This is a genomic window from Segatella asaccharophila (genome assembly GCF_054687055.1).
Genome location: NZ_BAACAN010000014.1, coordinates 54,321 through 74,310, shown reverse-complemented (window position 1 = coordinate 74,310; position 19,990 = coordinate 54,321). Strand labels below are relative to the sequence as shown.

Sequence of the window (19,990 nt, the reverse complement as noted above, 5' to 3'; positions counted from 1 at the left end):
CAGGAAGTCAGCGCAAGTCAAAAGTTCTGGTAATGATAGAAAGTAAAGCAGTTCCTGAGAATAAACAGAAGAAAGGAAAGAAAGATCGCAAGTCAGGTCATATAAAAATGAAGGTCGTTCCTGATGTGAAAGCCTCTACCGTTACCGAAGTCTCAAAGGTCGCAGTTGCAGCGGATTCCAGAATAATCACGGATGACTCCAGATCTCATACGAAACTCAAAGGTTATTTTAAAGAGGTATATCCCATAAAGACCCTTCCTGAGCAGGCATCGAAAATACTGCCTTGGGTTCACACTGCCATATCGAATGCAAAGTCACTTTTGCTTGATATGTACCATGGCATCAAAGACGAGTTCCTTCAGAGTTATCTGGATGAATTCTGCTGGAAGTTCAACCGCAGATCATTTGGTGACAGACTTTTTGACAGGCTACTTGTTGCGGCTATGTCCTATAGGCCGATGTTTCAGCACAGAATCTATGATTGAAGAAAATCACTCAGTTGAGGATAATCATATTGATTTACATACCAAATTCTTCAATTAAAATCAGTCTTTCCATATCAGTCGAGTCCGCAGATTGATGGAATTAGATCAGAAAGAGGCCTTATGCAGTTTTATCATTTTCAATCCTTTAAGTACTAAAAATAAATAAAAGTTCACTCGGCGGTGGTCCACCACTTGGTGAACCGATTGAAAATTCCTATCTTTGCCAGAGTTAATCACTAACAATATGGACAAGCCTTTTGTATATGGAATGTCTGTGGAAGGAAAGAATTTCACGGATAGGATAAGAGAAACTGCACGCCTGAAAAAAGATTTCATCTATGGCATGAATGTCATTCTGATTTCTCCCAGGCGTATGGGTAAAACTTCTCTTGTCAAAAAAGTAAAGTCAGAGATCGATGATCCCAAGTTGAAAGTTGTAATGATGGATATCTATGACTGCCGCAGTGAATATGAATTTCTTAATCGTTTTGCTGAGACGATTTTTGAACAGACAGACTCAAAAGCTGAACGAATATTGGAGAATGTTAAAGAATTTCTTTCACGAGTATCTCCGAAGGTTTCTTTTTCTCCAGGTCCGGGTATGGCATTCTCCCTTTCGCTGGGAATTACCCCCAAGAACTATTCTCCTCAGGATATATTGAATCTGCCTGAAATAATAGCTACCAAAAAGGGAATACGTATAGTGATCTGCATTGATGAATTTCAGCAGATAGGTGAATTTGACGATTCTCTGACGGTACAAAAGCGGATGCGTGGAGTATGGCAGCACCAGCAAAATGTATCCTATTGCTTGTTTGGAAGTAAGAAACATCTGATGACAAAAATATTCCAGAGTCAACGTATGCCATTTTACCAGTTTGGTGAAGTGAATGAACTGGGATGTATTCCGACGAAGGACTGGACCGTTTATATTCAGAAGCGTTTTATGGATAGTGGTCAGAAGATATCCCAAAGATTTGCTGAAAAGATTTGCGAGACCGTGGACAATTATTCTTCATACGTCCAGCAGTTAGCATGGGATGTGATGGCTGAGACTGGAAGAGAAGTTACAGAGAAAGATTTTGATAATGGCTATGAAGCATTATTGGCTCAGAACTCGAGTTTCTTTACTGAACAGATCAGAGGTCTGAGTACTTATCAGATGAATTTTATCCGAGCGATTTGTAAAGGTTATCACGATAATTTCGGATCACGGGAGGTTCAGGATGGATTTCCGATGGGTTCCAAATCAAATATTGATAAAATCAAAAAAGCTCTTATCGATCGGGAAATCATTGATGTTGCCGGAAATCGGACCGTTCTTGCCGACAGTGTGTTCCAGCATTGGTTTACCCGAGAATTTATGTCTAAGGTCGGTGATATTGCTCAATACGTTTAAACTATAATTTTAGAAAGATGTCTAAAAGCACAACAACAAAGAAGAAGTCAACCAGAAAGAAGTCGGTTAAGAAGATTCCTTATCAATTTAAGCCCGAAGGACTGGACTTGCGGACTTGGCAGGTGCTGCTGAGAAGGCAGGCTGCTCGTGATGAGAGGTTTATTGTGAGGAGCGTTGATGAAAAAAACTCTCCAGGTGAATACCAGGTGATCAATCCGGAAAGCAAACAACAATATAAGGTCGTTTATCGTGGCGCCAGAAGTCCGTGGAATTATTGCTCATGTATGGATTTCAAGACTTCCCGTCTGGGGACGTGCAAGCATCTGGAAGCTGTGAAATCGTGGATCAGGCATGGTCATCATCATGTTCATGGGGAAATACCAGCTTATACTTCCGTTTATTTAGACTATACAGAAACTAGAAGAGTTCGTATCCGTATAGGCTGTGATCATGAAAAGGATTATACCACTTTGGCTGCTGAATATTTTGGTAAAGATTTTGTGCTGAAGGAAAATGAATACCAGCATTTTGATATTTTTCTGAAAAAGGCATACGCTGTAGATGACACTTTTCGCTGCTATAAGGATGCCTTGCAGTTTGTCCTTGAGCATAGAGAAAAGAAGGAACGTATCAGGTGGATAGACTCACTGACAAAGTCTGATTTTACACAACTTCTTCATACTCGCCTATATCCCTATCAGGAGGAAGGAATTCGTTTTGCTGCAAAAGCGGGCAGAGCCATCATTGCTGATGAGATGGGACTGGGGAAAACAATACAGGCTATTGGTGTCGCAGAGTTATTGAGAAAGAAAGGATTGTCAGCTTCTACTTTAATCATGTGCCCTACTTCGTTAAAATATCAGTGGAAACGGGAAATAGAAAGGTTCTCCGGGCAGAAAGTTCATGTGATTGAGGGCAATTATATGCAACGCCGTGAGCAATACCAATTGCCTGATCCTTATAAGATCGTGTCTTATAATGCAGCATGTAATGATATCAAAGCTCGGGGATACTTGGAGACCGATATGCTTATTATTGATGAAGTACAACGGTTAAAAAACTGGAATACTCAGATTGCTAAAGCGGCAAGGAAAATCGTGTCACATTATGCGGTTATTCTATCGGGTACTCCATTGGAGAACAGGTTGGAGGAACTCTATTCCGTAGTTGAGTTGGTGGATCAGTTTTGTCTCGGTCCTTATTATCTCTTCCGTGACCGCTATATCATCAGTGATGATAAAGGTGCGACAATAGGATACCGCAATTTGAATGAGATAAGGGAGCGGCTTAAAGAAGTTCTGATCCGGCGGAAGAAAAATGACGTTCGACTTCAGATGCCGGAACGGCAGGATAAAAATCTCATGGTACCCATGACTAAAGAACAGATGGCTGTGCATGATGACGCGAAGTTATCTGTATCCCGTTTGTTGCATAAATGGGAGGAGAATCACTTCTTGTCGGAGACCGACCGAAACAGGATTATGCTGCTTTTACAACAGATGCGTATGGTGTGTGACAGTACCTATATTCTTGATCAGAAAACACGTTATGATACAAAGGTTGACGAGGTGATGAATATCATCAATGATGTCATTGAGGGTGGTGACGAGAAGGTCGTTGTGTTCAGTCAGTGGAAGAGAATGACACAGTTGATTGCCAGAGAGATGGATGCAAAGGACATCCATTATGAATACCTTCATGGAGGTGTGCCCTCAAAGGATCGTAAAGACTTGGTTAGTCATTTTACGGATCTGCCCGAAAGTCGTGTGTTTCTTTCTACAGATGCGGGCAGCACCGGACTGAACCTGCAAGCAGCCTCAATTGTAATCAATATCGACTTACCGTGGAATCCCGCTGTATTGGAGCAACGTATCGCACGTATATTCCGTATCGGCCAGAAGAGAAATATCCAGGTTATCAATCTGGTATCTGCCAATACTTTTGAGGAATCAATGCTTGGAAAACTTAAATTCAAGTCTTCAATGTTTGAGGGAGCACTTGATGGTGGGCAGGATACGATATTCTCTTCTGACAGTAAATTCCAGACTATGATGAAGGATTTGAGTGAGACAATCAATAGTGTGGATAAGACAGCAACCGTGAGAGAAGAGCAGCCTATTGATATTGCGGATGAAGAGCCGAAAGCAGATCATGATCGTGTTACTGAGAAAGGAAAGGATCAACTGGAAAAGACGGAGAATCAGAAATCTGACCAACCATCTTCTGTTTCAGAAAAACCTGTCACTTCCTCAAAGCGTTTGATAGAGCAAGGTGTAGCTTTCTTCTCCGGACTGGCAGAAACGCTGAAGTCGGAGGAAAGTACAAAGACACTTATTGATTCAATTATAGAAAGTGATCCTGATACGGGGCAGTCACATATCAAGATTCCTGTACCTGATAAAGAGACGGTTGTTGAAGTTTTTGAACTTATCGGAAAGTTTCTGAAGGTAAAGAAATAAGTCATAGTGTCAATGTGGTCCGCATAGCTTCTTTTATTGTGTCTACTGATCTGGTTCTTCTTCAACTAAATTAAAGAAGAACCACACTAGATTCAGGTAAAGTCATAGTGGCTATGGTGATATAGCTGTATGGTTCATACAGTTTTATCGTATGGTCAGGATCTTCCCGCCTTTATTTTCGATATATTTTCTTAACAAACCGGAAACTGAGATAGTAGACCAAGTGGAAGGCAATGATAAAGTTGAAGATAATTAAGTCTGTATTATTGCTTGCCTCAGACCGATGATGGACGTAGGTGAAGAAGGCGAGCAAAACACATAGGGCAAGTCCGCAGACAGATGTTACGTTCCGCGATTTCTGCTTCTCTTCAGGCGGGTCATCCTTTGACGACCTGCTATGCTTGGGTCCGCGTACAAGGTAGATATCAAATCCGACCATCATCCAGACGACAAGGCGTATCCAGGTGTCAATACTCAGTGACACCATCATGGACAGGCAGACCAAGGCTCCGAGTAAGGGTATGACAGGTACCCAGGGAGTTTTGAAGGCGGGTTTCGCGCCAGGATTATTCTTTCGGATGATGATGATTCCAAGACAGACCAGGATAAATGCAAACAGGGTTCCGATACTGCTCATTTCTCCTACGACCTTTCCCGGAATGAATGCAGCAATCAAGGAGACAAAGATCATGAACAATAGATTCGATTTTGCCGGTGTCCTGTATTTAGGATGCAGATGTGAGAAAATCGGCGGGATCAGCCCGTCTCGGCTCATGGAATAGAAGACCCTGCTCTGGCCGAGCAATAATACTAGAATTACGGAAGAATAACCAAGGAGGATTGCTACTATGATAATCCTGTTCAGCCACGGATAAGCCGGAATGATGGTTCCTCCGGGGCCAACCTTACCCATGTGGTTGATGGCCGTAGCAACAGGGGCAAGATCGCTCCCGGCACCACTGAAAGTCTTGTAATTGGCTACGCCGGTAAGGACGTAGGCGAACAGAACATAGAGGATGGTACAGATCAACAGGGATCCCAAGATGCCATAGGGCATCGATTTCTGAGGGTTCTTGGTCTCCTGCGCTGCCGTAGATACGGCATCAAACCCCATATAGGCGAAGAAAATCATTCCTGCCGCCCTGAAGATTCCTGACCAGCCGAATTTTCCGAAACTCCCTTCATTTTTCGGGATAAAGGGAGTGAGGTTACTCTTGTTGATATAGTGAAAACCGATGAAGATGAAAAGCAAGACGATGCTTACCTTTAAAATGACAATCACGTTGTTTAGTCTGGCTGACCCTTTTGTCCCGTGGACCAGAACCATGGACATGATGGTAACAATGAAGATAGAAGGGAGATTGATGATTCCGCGGACCACTTCACCACTGGGAAGAGTAACGGTCTCAAACGGGGTCATCATCAACTGGCGGTCTAAAGAAACCCCCAGAGAATGGAGCAGTTCGTAGAAATATCCGGACCAACTGGAGGCAATCGTAGAGGCTCCCACGGAATATTCCAGGATCAGATCCCAACCGATGATCCAAGCGACAAATTCTCCCATTGTAGCGTATGAATAAGTGTAGGCACTGCCTGCAACTGGTATGGAAGAGGCAAATTCTGCATAGCATAATCCTGCAAAAGCACAACCGATGGCTGCAATGATAAAGGAAATGACAATGGCCGGACCAGCATGGTCGGCGGCTGCAATGCCTGTAATTGAAAATAATCCCGCACCGATGACAACTCCTATCCCGAGCGCGATTAGTGCGCCTGTCGACAAGGTCTTTTTCATTCCTTGTTTGTCTGAAGCCTCAGCCATGAGGCTGCTGATGCTTTTCTTTGTAAACAATCCCATATTACCTTATCTTCTTGGTTTATATGCAAAGATACTTGTTTTTCGCTAATATGCTGTCATTTTGGTTTATTTTTATTTTTTAATGTAACTTATTGTGCTTACAGAATGCTTATTTCAGACATTTCGATGAGATCTCTGTGATAGCGCGAACTTCTTTATGGGGTATATATTGTATGGAAATGATAACAAAGCAGTTGACCAGTTGTTATTCTTTGTTAAAAACATAATGATAATAGAACAATGATTAATTTTTTAGTTTAAATTTGCATCAACAATTTTGTTGAACATTTATGACTAAGTATAAAGATAACGATACAGAAGAAAGAATATTGGGGGCTGCCAAGAAGATCTTTTTGAGAGATGGCCTTCAGGGTGCCCGTATGCAGGATATTGCGGATCTGGCTTCTATCAACCGGTCTATGCTGCACTATTACTTCCGGGATAAAAAAATGTTGTCCAACGAAGTCGTGAAGTCTGTCGCCTCTCAATTTATAGTGACTTTCAGGGAAAACCTGAATTCAGATTCTTCTTTTGAAGAAAAGGTTGACAATTATATTGCTTCTGAGATTGATTTGGCTTATAATCATCCAGATATGCTGATTTTTGCCCTGCATGAGTCATCGAGGGATCCCGAGTTCTTTAAAAAAATAGTCAACAATAATAGGCATAGTACGGTCTTCAGGCAACAGTTAAAGGAAGCGTATGAGAAGGGCGAAGTCACCGTGAATTCTGTAGAGGAGTTTGCGGTCGTGGTCTCTAGTCTCACTATGTTCCCGTTTATCGCAGGACCGTTGTACATGATGATCTGTAGATGGGACGAAGAGAAATGGCTCAGTTATCGCAATTCCTTGAAGAGACATCTGCCGGTATGGATCAAGCATATCATCTTTAAATAGTTTTTTTTTTGCTTTAAAATCAACTAAATTGTTGAACAATAACGTTTAATATATTCGAAAATGGAGGTTAACGAATGAATTTATTTTCACGATTGCCCATAAAGATAATGATGGTCGGAATGATGCTTCCGCTATCCTCTTGTGCCCGGACAGGCAGGCATTATACATTGGATCAACTGATTCATTCTGCTTATCAGAAGTATCCTTATGCAAAGCGTCTGGCGCTTATCGGTGAGCAGAAGGTCGAGTCTGAGAAAAATATTAATACACAATGGCTGCCCCAAACGTCGGTTTCCGTAAAGAATTCGTATCAATCTGAGGTATCTTCCATTAATATTCCTAAAGATGTTGAGAATAAATTAGGAATCAATATCAAGAAAGGAGAGAAATACCAGTATGGAGGAAACATGTATGTTTCCCAGTTGGTTTATGATGGAGGTATGGGCCATATACAAAAGCAGATCAGCGGTTTGGATGCAGATATGGCATCCTGTGAGGTCGGATCATCCATGCTGCAGGTAGAAGGGGTGGTGGATGATTTGTTTGAGGACATCCTGATCGGTAAGGAACAGATCAAGACTGTACAGTTTAAGAGGGCAGATCTGGAGCAGAGGAAAAAAGATATATTAGCTGCCGTTCAGGAAGGAGTATCCTTGAAGACCGATATTCAGGAAATTGATGCGAATATCATTCAGTTAAACCAGCAGGAAACAGAGGTGAGAGCATCGCTGTGTCAGAAATACACGACTTTGTCCTCATATACCCAGGAACCTGTAGATTCAACGGATATGCTTGACCTTCCAGAGGAACGGGATATTGTGGATAAAGACTATTCCTCACGTCCTGATTTTGAGATATTCAGATTGCAGCATCAGAGTGCAAAGTGGAAATTGAAGGAATTGAATGCTGAGGCTCTTCCCAGATTATCATTATTTGCCAATGGCTATTATGGGAGGCCCGGCTTGAACTTAATGGACTATACCACTCATTGTTCTGGTATTGCCGGGGTAACACTGACCTGGAATCTTGATGCGCTTTATAATAAATCCCATCAGAGGCATTTAATCAACATAAATGATGAAATGACGAGGAACCAGCAATCGATGTATGAGATAGACATGAACACGAAAATCAATAATTTGAATACTGACTTGTTGAAGAATCGAGAATTGGAGAATAGTGACGGAGAAATCATAAATATTCGTTCCCATATAAAAGAGGTGGCAGCCGTACAGTTGAAAAATGGTTCGATAACTCTGACGGACTATCTGATCAAACTGAATGATGAGGCACAGGCAATCATCAACAAGTCTATCCATCATATAGAATACCTGATGGATAGAGCTAAGATAAAAACATTGTTGAACAGGAATAATATGGAAATAGAGAAATGAAAAATCTAAAGTCAAAAAAAGTTCTGACAGCGGTCATTGCAGCTGGTGTCGTTATCTTGTGTCTGGGAGTGAGTATGGCCTATCATAACTGGTGCTATGAATCAACTGATGATGCCTGTATCGATGGCAATATTATTCCGTTGCGTACATCTGTAACCGGCTATGTCGACCGGATTCTGTTTCATGATAACCAACAGGTAAGAAAGGGAGATACTCTGGTCGTCTTCGACACGGTCAGTTTGAAATCTCAGGTCATCCAGGCTGAGGCTCAGGTAGCGTCAGCACACATAGAACTCGAATCGTGCAAGAAGCAGATTTCCGCATCCAAGTTCGGTGAGTTGGCTGCAGCTTTCAACGCAGGTTCAGCGAAAGAAAGCATATTGGCAGCTGAAGCAAAGGCATGGCAGTCAGAAGCAGATTTCAGAAGAGTCGAGAAGATGTACCGCTCCGGAGCTGCTACCCAGCAAACTTATGATCAGATGAAGGCAGCCTGGCAAATGGCAAAAGCTCAGGAGGGGGCATCGTATAAGCAATTTAATTCTCTGGCGGCCCAGAAGTCTATGACCCGGATGCAGACCGATATCCATTATACACAAGTCAAACAGGCCCTTGCACATATTAAACAGGCCTATGCCCAACTATCCTTGGCTGAGGATCAGTACAAGCATGCCTTCGTTATTGCACCATGTGATGGCGTGATCTCGAAAAAGAATATCGAAGTCGGGCAGTTTGTTCCCTCCGGTACAGCTTTGGCTTCATTGATCAATATCTCGAATATCTGGATTACCGCTAATTTCAAGGAAACCCAGTTGGATGATATGAAAGCAGGGCAGTCAGTAGAGGTCAAGGTAGATGCTTATCCCGGATTGAAACTGGCGGGAAAGGTAGAAAGTTTCTGTGCAGCCACGAATAGCAAGTTCTCATTATTGCCGGCTGAGAATGCGACAGGCAATTTTATCAAGATCACCCAGCGTATTCCTGTCCGCATCCATCTGGCCGATGCAAATATCAGACAACAGCTTCTGCCGGGAATGAATGTCGTCGTATCCGTAAAAACCAGATAAATGCAAAATAAGGCAGTTGTCGAAAATATCGAATATCCGACCGGTATCGTCCGCGCCGTCATTGTGGGTACATGTGTCGTCGCATCATTGCTGGCAATCATTGATTCGACGGTCGTCAACGTATCCTTACGCCACATAGCCGGAAGTTTAGGCGCTTCCACCACAGATGTCGCATGGGTCATTACAGCCTTTGCTATCTCCAACGTCATCATTATCCCCCTGAGTGGAATGCTCGCCGAGTTGTTTGGAACAAAAGTCTATTTCACGGCTTCCATACTCATCTTTACCATCTCATCATTTATGTGTGGCAATTCGACAGAATTATGGGAACTGATCCTGTGGCGTTTTATCCAGGGACTGGGAGGCGGAGCCCTGATGACACAGTCGCAGACAATCCTGGCAGCATCGTACCCCCCGAAGCAGTTAGGCCTGGCAAGTGTCATCTACGGTATCGGCATAGCAGCCGGTCCGGCTCTGGGCCCCACTCTGGGAGGATTTATCACAGACAACTATTCCTGGCACTGGGTCTTTTATATCAACGTACCCTTAGGGTTATTGGCTGCAACCACATCCTGGTTGTCGATACCTAATGAGAAGAATCATGAGCTGAAAGGGAATATTGACTGGTGGGGTATCCTGTTTCTTTCCGTTGGTATAGGCAGTCTCCAGTATGTGCTGGAAGAGGGAAACTCCAAAAACTGGTTTGACAGTCATATTATCCTTCTTTTCAGCGTCATTGCCGGTATCGGCCTTCTTGCTTTTATATACAGGGAACTCACGGCAGAGATGCCGGCAGTGAATATCAGGTTGCTGGGACAATACCGGAATCTGGCTCTCGGCGTCCTTTTCAGTTTTATAATCGGAGCCATCCTCTATATTGCAGTGTACGCATTCCCCCTGATGGCCCAGATCAATCTGGAATGGACCGCAACAATGAGCGGTTTGGCACTGATGCCGGGAGCATTGATGTCCACTGTCGGATTGGTTTTCTCCCAGAAAGCAATAGGCAAAGGTGTTGACCCGAAGATAATGATAACGAGTGGTTTTATCTGTACCTTTATTTTTGGAATGTGGATGAGTTTTCAGTCAGAGAATTCTTCCTTTGCCGGATTATTCATTCCTTTGCTTTTCAGAGGCCTTGGCATAGGCCTGTTCATGCTGCCGGTTATCATGATGTCCATTCAGGGACTTTCTGGTCCGGATCTCGGACAAGGAGCAGGACTGAGCAATATGGCAAAGCAACTGGGCGGAGCTGTGGGACTGGCCATGATCGGTACCCACATCACAAATGCCCAGGCTCTGTATCAGTCGCAGTTGTCTGCAGACATCACCCCGTATTCCAATAGTACAATGGAGACCGTTCAGGGTATGTCACATCTGCTTCAGAGTTCAGGGATGAATGCAAATTCAGCCCAAACGGTATGCAACGGCCTGCTGAATGTTGAAGTCCTGAAAAATTCAGAATTGCTCAGTTATCTTTCCTCTTTCAGGATGCTGGCAGTCATCAGTGTGCTGTCACTGTTTTTTATGTTCTTTCTGAAGAAAAGAAAAAAATCAAAGAAATCTTGCAGATAGAGAATAACGCCTTTCTATAGAATATGATTTTTGCGTTAGGTTATAATCTGCATTTGGATTATATTTACTTCTTAATTTCAGAAGATTCTGTCTTGCAAGTATGATGGTGTACCGGCATGGTGAACTCCGGTATGCCATCATTTTCTTCGTATGAGCTGGATGAACTATGAAAATAATGGGCAGCAAAAAGAAATTATTTGTCCATTAGGCTTATTTTTATTATCTTTGCGGGTGAAAGGTCTGTCTGGACAGGGATTTCTTTACTTTTCCCCTGTGGCTGGGGAGAGGCTGAGGAAGGTAAAATATCAAGGAAAATGCTATAGGTTTCTGTCTGTCAGTGAATTTAAACGATCAACCTTTCTGTCACGTATATTTCTAGACATTTTTTCTAACTTAAATCAATATGAATGTTTATAAGAAATTAGCAATCTTTCTATTTGCTCTTTGTGCTGGTGTGAGCGTTCAGGCGCAGACACCGGAGTTCTTCCAGCCTTACAGGGCTACCCACCTGCGTCTTCCGTCAGTTCCACTGGTGGTCAATGACCCGTATTTCTCGATCTGGTCACCGTATGATCATCTTACGGATGGTCCGACGGCCCACTGGACCGGATCCCCCAAGCCCCTTGACGGCTTGCTTCGTGTAGATGGCACCGTCTACCGTTTTATGGGTTCCGGAGAAGCTGGTGTCCGAACGGCGCGTCAGGAATCGGTCAGCGTGCTGGCTACGGATACTTATTATTCGTTTGAGTGCGGCCCGGTGGAGTTGAACCTGGTCTTCACGGCTCCGATGCTGATCCATGACCTGGACCTGATTTCCACGCCGGTAAACTACATCTCGTATCAGGTGAGTTCGAAGGACAAGAAAAGCCATGACGTCCAACTTTACCTGTCGGCCAGTCCGGAGATTGCACAGAATACGGCAGACCAGCCTACACGTTCCCGTAAACTGTACAAGGCTGGAATGGAAGTCCTGGAAAGTGGGACCATTGACCAGCCCATCCTGGCCAAAAAGGGTGACGGGATCTGCATTGACTGGGGCTATGTTTACCTTCCGGCGGTCAACGGTAAGGTGAGTCTGGGTACGTCTGATGAGGTTCGGGGCAGTTTTATCAGCAGTGGCCGGTTGCCTGCGGGTAAGAAAGAGATCTTCTCTTACAAGTCTTCAACTTCACCGGTCCTGGCCTATGTCCACGATTTCGGCCAGGTCAGCAGCCCGATTTCCAGCTTTGCCATGCTGGGCTATGACGAGGTACAGGACATAGAATACATGTATCACCGCTATAAAGGATATTGGACCAGGAACGGCAAGACGATCTTCGAGGCTTTCAAGGACCTGGGGGACCGTTATTCCTCGATCATGGACCAGTGCCGCAGTCTGGACAAGACAATCTATGACGACGGCCTGAAGTCGGGCGATGTGCAGTATGCTGAGATCCTCTCCGGCTCCTATCGCCATGTGATGGCTGCTCATAAGTTGTTTGAGGACAAGGACGGCCACCTGTTGTTCTTTTCGAAGGAGAACAATTCCAACGGGTGTGTGAATACGGTGGACCTTACCTATCCTGAGGCTCCGCTGTTCTTCTGCTACAATCCGACGCTGGAGAAGGCGATGATGACCAGTATCTTCGAGTACAGCCGGAGCGGACGCTATACCAAGCCTTTCGCGGCTCATGATCAGGGGACTTACCCTATTGCCGACGGTCAGGTCTATGGCGGTGATATGCCGGTGGAGGAGTCGGGTAACATGCTTATCCTTTCTTCCATGCTGTGCCAGTTGGACGGGAATACTCATTATGTGGACCCTTACTGGGACATTCTGACCACGTGGGCTGACTATCTGGTGAAGAACGGTCAGGATCCTGCCAACCAGCTCTGCACGGATGATTTTGCGGGTCACTGGGCCCATAACTGTAACTTATCGGTGAAGGCAATCATGGGAATAGAAGGCTATGCCCGTATGGCAGCTCTGAAAGGAGAGCAGTCTACGGCTGAAAAGTATGGCAAGATTGCACGGGATATGGCCCAGTGGTGGTCAGAACATGCGAAGGATGGTGATCATTACCGTCTGTCCTTTGACCGCCCGGGGACCTGGAGCCAGAAATATAATATGATCTGGGATAAGTTGTGGGCAACGTACCTGTTCCCCAAGGGTACGATGGAGCGTGAGATCTCCTATTATCTCAAGCATCAGAACAAGTACGGCCTGCCCCTGGACTGCCGGAAGACATATACCAAGAGTGACTGGATCATGTGGACGGCAGCCATGAGCCCGAATACAAAAACTTTCCTGAAGTTTGTCGCTCCGGTCTACAGATATATCAATGAGACTCCTTCACGGGTACCGATCAGTGACTGGCATGAGACGACCGACGGCAAGATGGTAGGCTTCAAGGCTCGTTCCGTCATCGGTGGATACTGGATGAAGGTTCTGGAGGATAAATTAGCGTCTGAACGGACGGCAAATAAGGGTAACCGTTGAAGGTGACAGGATGATTCGTGCTACAGGAATGCCGGTAATGGAATGAATGATTCTGTCAAAGTTTCCGGAATTTCTCTTTGAATAAGATCCAACTGATGGGGAAAGGTATCTGGAACCTCCCGATGGGTTGGATCTTTTTTAGTAAAGGATGGAAATAAAGATATGGAATGATATAATTTCTCGATTTGAACCAATTCTATTTTAACATATTTTGTCCGTTCATGCTTGTAATAATAAGGTTATTTTAGTAATTTTGCGAATTACTTGATAATATAGTTTGGAAAATGAGTTTGAATATTGACAGAAATGGTAAAAAGCGAGTAGTCATCGTAGGTGGTGGCTTCGGTGGACTGAAGTTGGCAAACAAATTGCGCCATTCAGGCATGCAGATTATTCTGATTGATAAGAACGACTATCATCAATTTCAACCACTGATCTATCAAGTGGCTTCGGCAGGAATGGAACCGAGTTCTATTTCTTTCCCCTTTCGGAGGATCTTCAAGAAAAACCGCAATATTTATTTTCGAATGGCAGAGGTCCGTTCAGTATTTCCTGATAAGAAGATCATTCAGACCTCTATAGGGAAAGTAGATTATGATTATCTCGTCCTGGCAGCTGGTGCAACGACCAATTACTATGGCAACAAGCATATAGCAGAGGAAGCGATGCCGATGAAGAATGTGTCGGAAGCCATGGGACTTCAGAATGCAATACTGGCCAATCTGGAACGGGCGATCACCTGTGCGACGGATCTGGAACGCCAGGAGTTGCTGAATTTTGTCATTGTCGGGGGAGGTGCTACTGGTGTGGAGGTCGCCGGGGTCCTTTCTGAGATGAAGAAGAGTGTGATCCCGCATGATTATCCGGAACTGGACCATAGTCTGATTAATATCTATCTGATAGAGGCTTCCTCTAAGTTGCTCTCGGCGATGTCACCGGAAGCTTCTCAAAAAGCAGAGAGATTCCTTCGCCGTATGGGAGTTAATATCCTGTTGAACAAGCGGGTGATGGATTATAAAAACTATAAAGTCCTTCTTCAGGACGGCAGTGAGATCGCTACTCGCACATTCATCTGGGTAAGTGGTATCGCAGGGGTCTCTATCGGTAATATGGATCCGTCGATGATCGGCCATGGCGGCCGGATCAAAGTGGATGAATTCAATCGGATACCTGGTATGGATAGTGTCTTTGCCATCGGCGATCAATGTATCATGAGTGGTGATGAAAGTTATCCGAAAGGACATCCGCAGTTGGCACAGGTGGCTATCCAGCAGGGGCAGTTGCTGGCAAAGAATATCTGCCGGCTGGAGAAGGGGAAGGAGATGAAGTCCTTTCATTACAAAAATCTGGGCTCTATGGCTACGGTGGGACGTAATAAGGCTGTGGCCGATTTCAAGACCGTCAAGATCCAGGGTTTCTTCGCGTGGGTGTTGTGGCTGGTGGTTCATCTGCGTTCTATCCTGGGAGTTCGGAACAAGGCTGTTGTGCTATTGAACTGGGTGTGGAACTATTTCAATTATAATCAGTCCTTACGCATGATTTTCTATCCTAAAAAAGCAAAGGTAGAGAAAGAGCGGGAGGCACGTGAGGCTGTGACACACTGGGGAGAAGATCTTATCAAGGAAGAGGAGGAGACGAAGGCTACTGTGAACGGGGGGAATTGAATTTTAACAGGGGTCCTTCTGTTCAGTGGGTTTCTCTTGATCTTTAAATAATATAAAATGAATTGATGATGGATAATGAGGTATTAAGAGCAATCAGAGAGAGAAGAAGCATCCGCCGTTTTAAGGCAGAACAGATTAAGGATGATGAATTGAAGGTAGTCCTGGATGCGGGGACATGGGCTCCTACCGGCATGGGGAAACAGGATCCCTGGATCGTCGCAGTCCAGAACAAGGAGCAAATCGGACAATTGGTCAGGATGAACGCACAGGTGATGGGCACTACCGGTAATCCTTACTATGACGCACCGACGCTCGTCTTGGTCTTTGCTCCGGCAGACTGGGTTAACAATATTAAGGACGGAAGTCTGGTTCTGGAAAATATGATGCTGGCAGCTCATTCCATCGGCCTGGCTTCCTGTTGGATCAACCGTGAAGATGCTATGTTCAGGACAGAAGAAGGTAAAGCTCTGCTGAAGCAGTGGGGACTTCCTGAAGAAGGCCTCGTGGGAGTGGGTGCTCTCTCCCTGGGCTATGCCGCAAGCTACCCGCATACCGTCAAGCCTCGTAAACCTGATTATTACCGGATCATCAAGTGAAGAATGTCTCCGGTGTGATATTCAGTTGACGGCAGGGGGCGAGTCTGGAATTTCGGATAGCAAGAAAAAGGTGAGCATTGTATCTGATAAGAAGGTACAGTGCTTTTTTATGACTTTATCTGATTGATTTCAGTATTTTGCTTTTTTTTTGTACTTTCGCAAGGAATAAACGTTTTTAAAGAATAGTCATGAAATTATTCAAACAGCGGGACGACCACCATTGGCGTGATTTCTTGAAAAGGGTTGGCTTTATTAGTGTTACAGTCCTCATTATCGTCTGGTTTCTGCCACGGAATGAAGGCCGGCAGTTCAGCTATGATATTGGTAAACCTTGGATGTACGGGGCATTTATAGCTAAGTTTGATTTTCCTGTTTATAAAACTGACGAGATTGTTCAAGGGGAAAAGGATTCCCTGATGAGAAAGTATCAGCCCTATTACAGTTATGATCCACAGATCGAAAAAGATAATATTACCCGATTCATTCATGATTTCAAGGCGGGCATTCCGGGCCTGCCTAAAGATTATGTTTCCTTGATAGCAGATCGTCTCCATCAGTTCTATCAGTCAGGCATTATCAGTACTCCGGAATATAATGCCATCTATAAGGATTCTACCAGCACGATCCGGATCGTTGAGGGGAAACGGGCTCTGAATACCCAGGTAAGCAGGATTTATTCTACCATTGCAGCTTACGAGCAAGTCTTTATAGATGAGAAACTGAATAAGGAGCGTCCGATCCTTCAACGTTGTAACCTGAATGATTATATCGAGCCGAATCTTGTCTATGACCGGAAAAAGAGTATGGCGGAGAAAAAAGATCTTCTGGGTGCTATCCCTCTGGCCAGTGGAATGGTGCTGAGAGGGCAGAAAATTATTGACAGGGGACAAATCATTGACGACTATGAATACCGGGTGCTGAACTCATACGAGAAAGAGATGAAGCGAAGGAGTGCTACCCGGGCAGAATTGACCTCTACCACCGTCGGGCAATTGATTTTCGTATCTGTTCTCGTTGTGCTCTTCACCTTATATTTGTTCTTGTTCCGGAAAGACTATTTTGACAAGACTCGTAATATCATGATGCTCTATTCCATGATCATCATCTTTCCCATACTGACTTCACTGATGATGGAGCATAATATTTTCAGCGTTTATATCATTCCTTTTGCCCTGGCCCCTATCTTTGTAAGGGTATTTATGGATTCCAGGACAGCTTTTGTCACTCATGCTACGATGATCCTGATCTGTGCCGCGGCAGTAAAATACCAGTATGAGTTTATTATCGTCCAGTTGATAGCGGGAATTGTGGCAATCTATTCCCTGCGTGAACTTTCCAGCCGTCTGCAGTTCATCAAGACGGCATTGTTTGTCACCCTGGCCAGCGTAGCTGTATATTTCTCCCTGAATCTGCTGCAGAGCAATCATGTCATGAGGATGGACCGGAGCATGTATACCTATTTCTTTATTAATGGCGTGTTCCTGCTATTGGCTAATCCTCTGATGTATCTGATAGAGAAGACTTTCGGGTTTGTCTCTGATGTGACACTGGTAGAACTGTCCAATACGAACAAAGGGATATTAAGGAGACTGAGTGAGATCGCTCCGGGAACCTTCCAGCATACTATCACTGTTGCTAACCTGGCTGCAGAAATTGCCAATAAGATTGGTGCCAACAGTTTGCTGGTTCGTACCGGAGCTTTGTATCATGATATTGGGAAGATGACCAATCCGGTATTCTTTACGGAGAATCAGGCTGGTGTGAACCCTCATGCCAAGATGACTTGCAAGGAAAGTGCCCGGATTATTATCGGCCATGTTACGGGGGGTATGAAGATTGCTGATCAGATCGGTCTGCCGAGCGTTCTGAAAGCCTTTATCGTCACGCATCATGGAACGGGACTGACCAAGTATTTTTATGTGAAATATAAGAATGAGCATCCCGGCGAGGAAGTAAATCCCGCAGATTTCCGTTATCCCGGTCCGAATCCGTTTACCCGTGAACAGGCTATCCTGATGATGACGGACATGGTGGAAGCTGCCTCACGATCATTGCCGGAGCATACGGAAAAGAGCATCAGTGATCTGGTCAACAGGTTGATTGATGGACAGGTGGCAGAAGGCTTCTTCAAAGAATGTCCTATTACTTTCCGGGATATTGCACAGGCTAAGGTGGTGCTCATTGAACGTTTGATGTCCATTTATCATACCCGTATTTCCTATCCAGAACTCAAAAAGCCGAATCCGGATTCTTCGCCTCGTGAACCGGAGAAAAAGAGAATGGTCTCAAATCTTCTGAAGTTGGATATTACTCATGGAAGAACTCATTCTGCTGACCATTAAGAGGGTGTTCCCGTTTGGGGAGTGCTCTTGGCATGTTTCTGTGGAACTTCCTTTCTGAGGATAATGAGCCTTTAAGAAAAAGTATTTGAATCTTGCACTTTCGATTTTATTTTCCTACCTTTGAAACAGATTAGGAGTTGCAAGGCGGATTAAGACCGGTGACGTGACTCTGACAGTTCTATGGAACAACATGAAATAACGGATTTAAGAAATTGGCAATGGCTGAATATGACTATTTGATCGTAGGCTCTGGACTTTATGGGGCTATGTTTGCCTTTATGGCAATGCAACGAGGAAAGAAGTGCCTGGTGATAGACAAGAGACCACAACTGGGAGGTAATCTTTATTGTGAGGATGTGGCAGGTATTCATGTCCATAAATACGGTGCACATATTTTTCATACTTCCAGTAAACGGGTGTGGGACTTTGTCAATTCAATCGTAGAGTTTAACCGGTATACGAATTCTCCGGTAGCCAACTATCAAGGGAAGTTGTATAATCTGCCTTTCAATATGAACACCTTTTATCAGATGTGGGGAGTAGTGACTCCTACTGAGGCCCAGGAAAAATTAGACTCTGAACGGGCAGAGATGCGGCGGAAACTGGATGCAGTCGGTGTTCATGAACCTCGTAACCTGGAAGAGCAGGCTCAGTTGCTTATTGGCAAAACGGTCTATGAACGGCTCATCAAAGGGTATACGGAGAAACAGTGGGGCAGGAAGTGTACGGAGTTACCTGCTTTCATCATCCGGAGATTGCCGGTGAGGCTTGTCTTTGACAATAATTATTTCAATGATGCTTATCAGGGTATCCCCAAGGGTGGCTATAACGTACTTATCCGTAGCCTTTTGAGGGATGCAGATACGGTGGCAGGAGAGGACTATTTCGCTCATCCGGATAAATGGCGCGCTATGGCTGATCAGATGGTGTTTACCGGAAAAATAGATGAGTTTTTCGGGTATCGTTTCGGAAAACTTCAGTACCGCACGGTGAAGTTTGAACAGGAAGTGCTGGATATGCCTAACTATCAGGGCAATGCGGTCGTCAACTACACCGCCCGTGAAGTCCCTTATACGCGTATCATAGAGCATAAGCACTTTGAAATGTTCGGCCAGGACGTGTATAAGAATCCGAAGACGGTCATCTCGCGCGAATATTCCACGGAGTGGAAAGAAGGCATGGAACCTTATTATCCTGTAAATGATAAGCGTAATAATGACTTGTATCTGAGGTACAAGACGCTTGCTGATCAGGAGAAAAATGTGATCTTCGGCGGAAGACTGGCTGAGTATAAATATTATGATATGGCACCGATCGTAGATAAGGTGTTACGTATATTCGATGAAAATGAAAAATAAAATAGCTGGAATCGTCATCATCGTGATAGGGCTTACGCTATCCAGTTGTACGGCAGGAAGGGCGATCAAAACGGAAAGTGCCGGTCAGTTTGAGCAGGCGATAATGGAAAATCATGTCCAACTGGTTGATGTCCGTACTCCGGAAGAGTATCGTACGGGCCATATTGCGTATGCCGTCAATATAGATGTGAAGCAGCCTGATTTTAAAGACAAGGCTTTGCGGAAACTGGATCGGAAGCAGCGTACTTATGTCTATTGTAAGACTGGAATCAGGGGTATGAGAGCTGCCAGGATCTTGAAAAAAGAGGGATTCAAAGTGGTCAATCTGGATAGAGGATTACAGGAATGGGTACAATCGGGGCATCCCTTGGATAAATAGGTCCTGTCGCGCCGGGAGAGGCCTTCAATGTACAGGATTTTG

General features: G+C 44.5%; 14 protein-coding genes. 13 read left to right on the top strand and 1 reads right to left on the bottom strand.

The genetic code is table 11. From position 1 onward, the window contains the following. The 3 genes from ACYRYG_RS09155 to ACYRYG_RS09145 form a co-directional block, all read left to right on the top strand. Nucleotides 1–485: IS1595 family transposase (locus tag ACYRYG_RS09155; protein WP_460198034.1), on the top strand; the 485-nt coding region annotated here is incomplete at its 5' end. Between the two features lie 244 nt (nt 486–729). Next, nucleotides 730–1,884, top strand: a complete 1,155-nt coding sequence (locus ACYRYG_RS09150; RefSeq protein WP_293423731.1) for an AAA family ATPase — start codon at nt 730–732, stop codon at nt 1,882–1,884. 17 nt (nt 1,885–1,901) lie between these two features. Beyond that, complete coding sequence (locus ACYRYG_RS09145; RefSeq protein ID WP_460198033.1) at nt 1,902–4,343, top strand: DEAD/DEAH box helicase; 2,442 nt, start codon at nt 1,902–1,904, stop codon at nt 4,341–4,343. 172 nt (nt 4,344–4,515) lie between these two features. Here the strand turns inward: ACYRYG_RS09145 and ACYRYG_RS09140 are convergent, their stop codons facing one another. After that, complete coding sequence (locus ACYRYG_RS09140) at nt 4,516–6,201, bottom strand: amino acid permease (RefSeq protein WP_293429950.1); 1,686 nt, start codon at nt 6,199–6,201, stop codon at nt 4,516–4,518. 290 nt (nt 6,202–6,491) lie between these two features. Between ACYRYG_RS09140 and ACYRYG_RS09135 the strand changes: the two genes are divergently transcribed. The 10 genes from ACYRYG_RS09135 to ACYRYG_RS09090 all read left to right on the top strand — a co-directional run bounded on the left by ACYRYG_RS09135 (nt 6,492) and on the right by ACYRYG_RS09090 (nt 19,948). Next, a complete protein-coding gene (locus ACYRYG_RS09135) occupies nt 6,492–7,097 on the top strand; it encodes a TetR/AcrR family transcriptional regulator (protein ID WP_293418382.1) in 606 nt (201 codons plus the stop codon). 74 nt (nt 7,098–7,171) lie between these two features. After that, nucleotides 7,172–8,491 (top strand): TolC family protein, encoded by a 1,320-nt coding sequence (locus ACYRYG_RS09130; protein ID WP_460198032.1) that lies wholly within the window; start codon nt 7,172–7,174, stop codon nt 8,489–8,491. After that, on the top strand, nt 8,488–9,555 hold the full coding sequence (locus tag ACYRYG_RS09125; protein WP_460198031.1) for an HlyD family secretion protein: 1,068 nt from the start codon (nt 8,488–8,490) through the stop codon (nt 9,553–9,555). The genes ACYRYG_RS09130 and ACYRYG_RS09125 overlap by 4 nt, the downstream gene beginning before the upstream one ends. Beyond that, nucleotides 9,556–11,130 carry a DHA2 family efflux MFS transporter permease subunit gene (locus ACYRYG_RS09120; protein WP_460198030.1) on the top strand — a complete coding sequence of 525 codons (1,575 nt, stop codon included), beginning with the start codon at nt 9,556–9,558 and terminating at the stop codon, nt 11,128–11,130. Between the two features lie 403 nt (nt 11,131–11,533). Further along, nucleotides 11,534–13,609, top strand: coding sequence for a glutaminase family protein (locus tag ACYRYG_RS09115; protein WP_460198029.1), 2,076 nt, complete (start codon nt 11,534–11,536; stop codon nt 13,607–13,609). A 284-nt stretch (nt 13,610–13,893) separates the two neighbouring features. Next, nucleotides 13,894–15,273, top strand: coding sequence for an NAD(P)/FAD-dependent oxidoreductase (locus ACYRYG_RS09110; RefSeq protein WP_293418392.1), 1,380 nt, complete (start codon nt 13,894–13,896; stop codon nt 15,271–15,273). Between the two features lie 68 nt (nt 15,274–15,341). Further along, nucleotides 15,342–15,869 (top strand): nitroreductase, encoded by a 528-nt coding sequence (locus tag ACYRYG_RS09105; RefSeq protein WP_293418410.1) that lies wholly within the window; start codon nt 15,342–15,344, stop codon nt 15,867–15,869. A 188-nt stretch (nt 15,870–16,057) separates the two neighbouring features. Next, nucleotides 16,058–18,211: an HD family phosphohydrolase gene (locus ACYRYG_RS09100; protein WP_460198028.1), complete on the top strand. Its 2,154-nt coding sequence runs from the start codon at nt 16,058–16,060 to the stop codon at nt 18,209–18,211. A gap of 218 nt (nt 18,212–18,429) precedes the next feature. Then, nucleotides 18,430–19,569, top strand: a complete 1,140-nt coding sequence (glf, locus tag ACYRYG_RS09095; RefSeq protein WP_293418396.1) for a UDP-galactopyranose mutase — start codon at nt 18,430–18,432, stop codon at nt 19,567–19,569. Continuing rightward, nucleotides 19,559–19,948, top strand: a complete 390-nt coding sequence (locus ACYRYG_RS09090) for a rhodanese-like domain-containing protein (protein WP_460198027.1) — start codon at nt 19,559–19,561, stop codon at nt 19,946–19,948. The genes glf and ACYRYG_RS09090 overlap by 11 nt, the downstream gene beginning before the upstream one ends. Nucleotides 19,949–19,990: the final 42 nt, after the last annotated feature.

Excerpts from the sequence above, each read along its gene's own strand:
- ACYRYG_RS09150 (WP_293423731.1), top strand. The coding sequence starts at position 730 with ATGGACAAGCCTTTTGTATATGGAATGTCTGTGGAAGGAAAGAATTTC.
- ACYRYG_RS09145 (WP_460198033.1), top strand. The coding sequence starts at position 1,902 with ATGTCTAAAAGCACAACAACAAAGAAGAAGTCAACCAGAAAGAAGTCG.
- ACYRYG_RS09140 (WP_293429950.1), bottom strand. The coding sequence starts at position 6,201 with ATGGGATTGTTTACAAAGAAAAGCATCAGCAGCCTCATGGCTGAGGCT.
- ACYRYG_RS09135 (WP_293418382.1), top strand. The coding sequence starts at position 6,492 with ATGACTAAGTATAAAGATAACGATACAGAAGAAAGAATATTGGGGGCT.
- ACYRYG_RS09130 (WP_460198032.1), top strand. The coding sequence starts at position 7,172 with ATGAATTTATTTTCACGATTGCCCATAAAGATAATGATGGTCGGAATG.
- ACYRYG_RS09125 (WP_460198031.1), top strand. The coding sequence starts at position 8,488 with ATGAAAAATCTAAAGTCAAAAAAAGTTCTGACAGCGGTCATTGCAGCT.
- ACYRYG_RS09120 (WP_460198030.1), top strand. The coding sequence starts at position 9,556 with ATGCAAAATAAGGCAGTTGTCGAAAATATCGAATATCCGACCGGTATC.
- ACYRYG_RS09115 (WP_460198029.1), top strand. The coding sequence starts at position 11,534 with ATGAATGTTTATAAGAAATTAGCAATCTTTCTATTTGCTCTTTGTGCT.
- ACYRYG_RS09110 (WP_293418392.1), top strand. The coding sequence starts at position 13,894 with ATGAGTTTGAATATTGACAGAAATGGTAAAAAGCGAGTAGTCATCGTA.
- ACYRYG_RS09105 (WP_293418410.1), top strand. The coding sequence starts at position 15,342 with ATGGATAATGAGGTATTAAGAGCAATCAGAGAGAGAAGAAGCATCCGC.
- ACYRYG_RS09100 (WP_460198028.1), top strand. The coding sequence starts at position 16,058 with ATGAAATTATTCAAACAGCGGGACGACCACCATTGGCGTGATTTCTTG.
- glf (WP_293418396.1), top strand. The coding sequence starts at position 18,430 with ATGGCTGAATATGACTATTTGATCGTAGGCTCTGGACTTTATGGGGCT.
- ACYRYG_RS09090 (WP_460198027.1), top strand. The coding sequence starts at position 19,559 with ATGAAAAATAAAATAGCTGGAATCGTCATCATCGTGATAGGGCTTACG.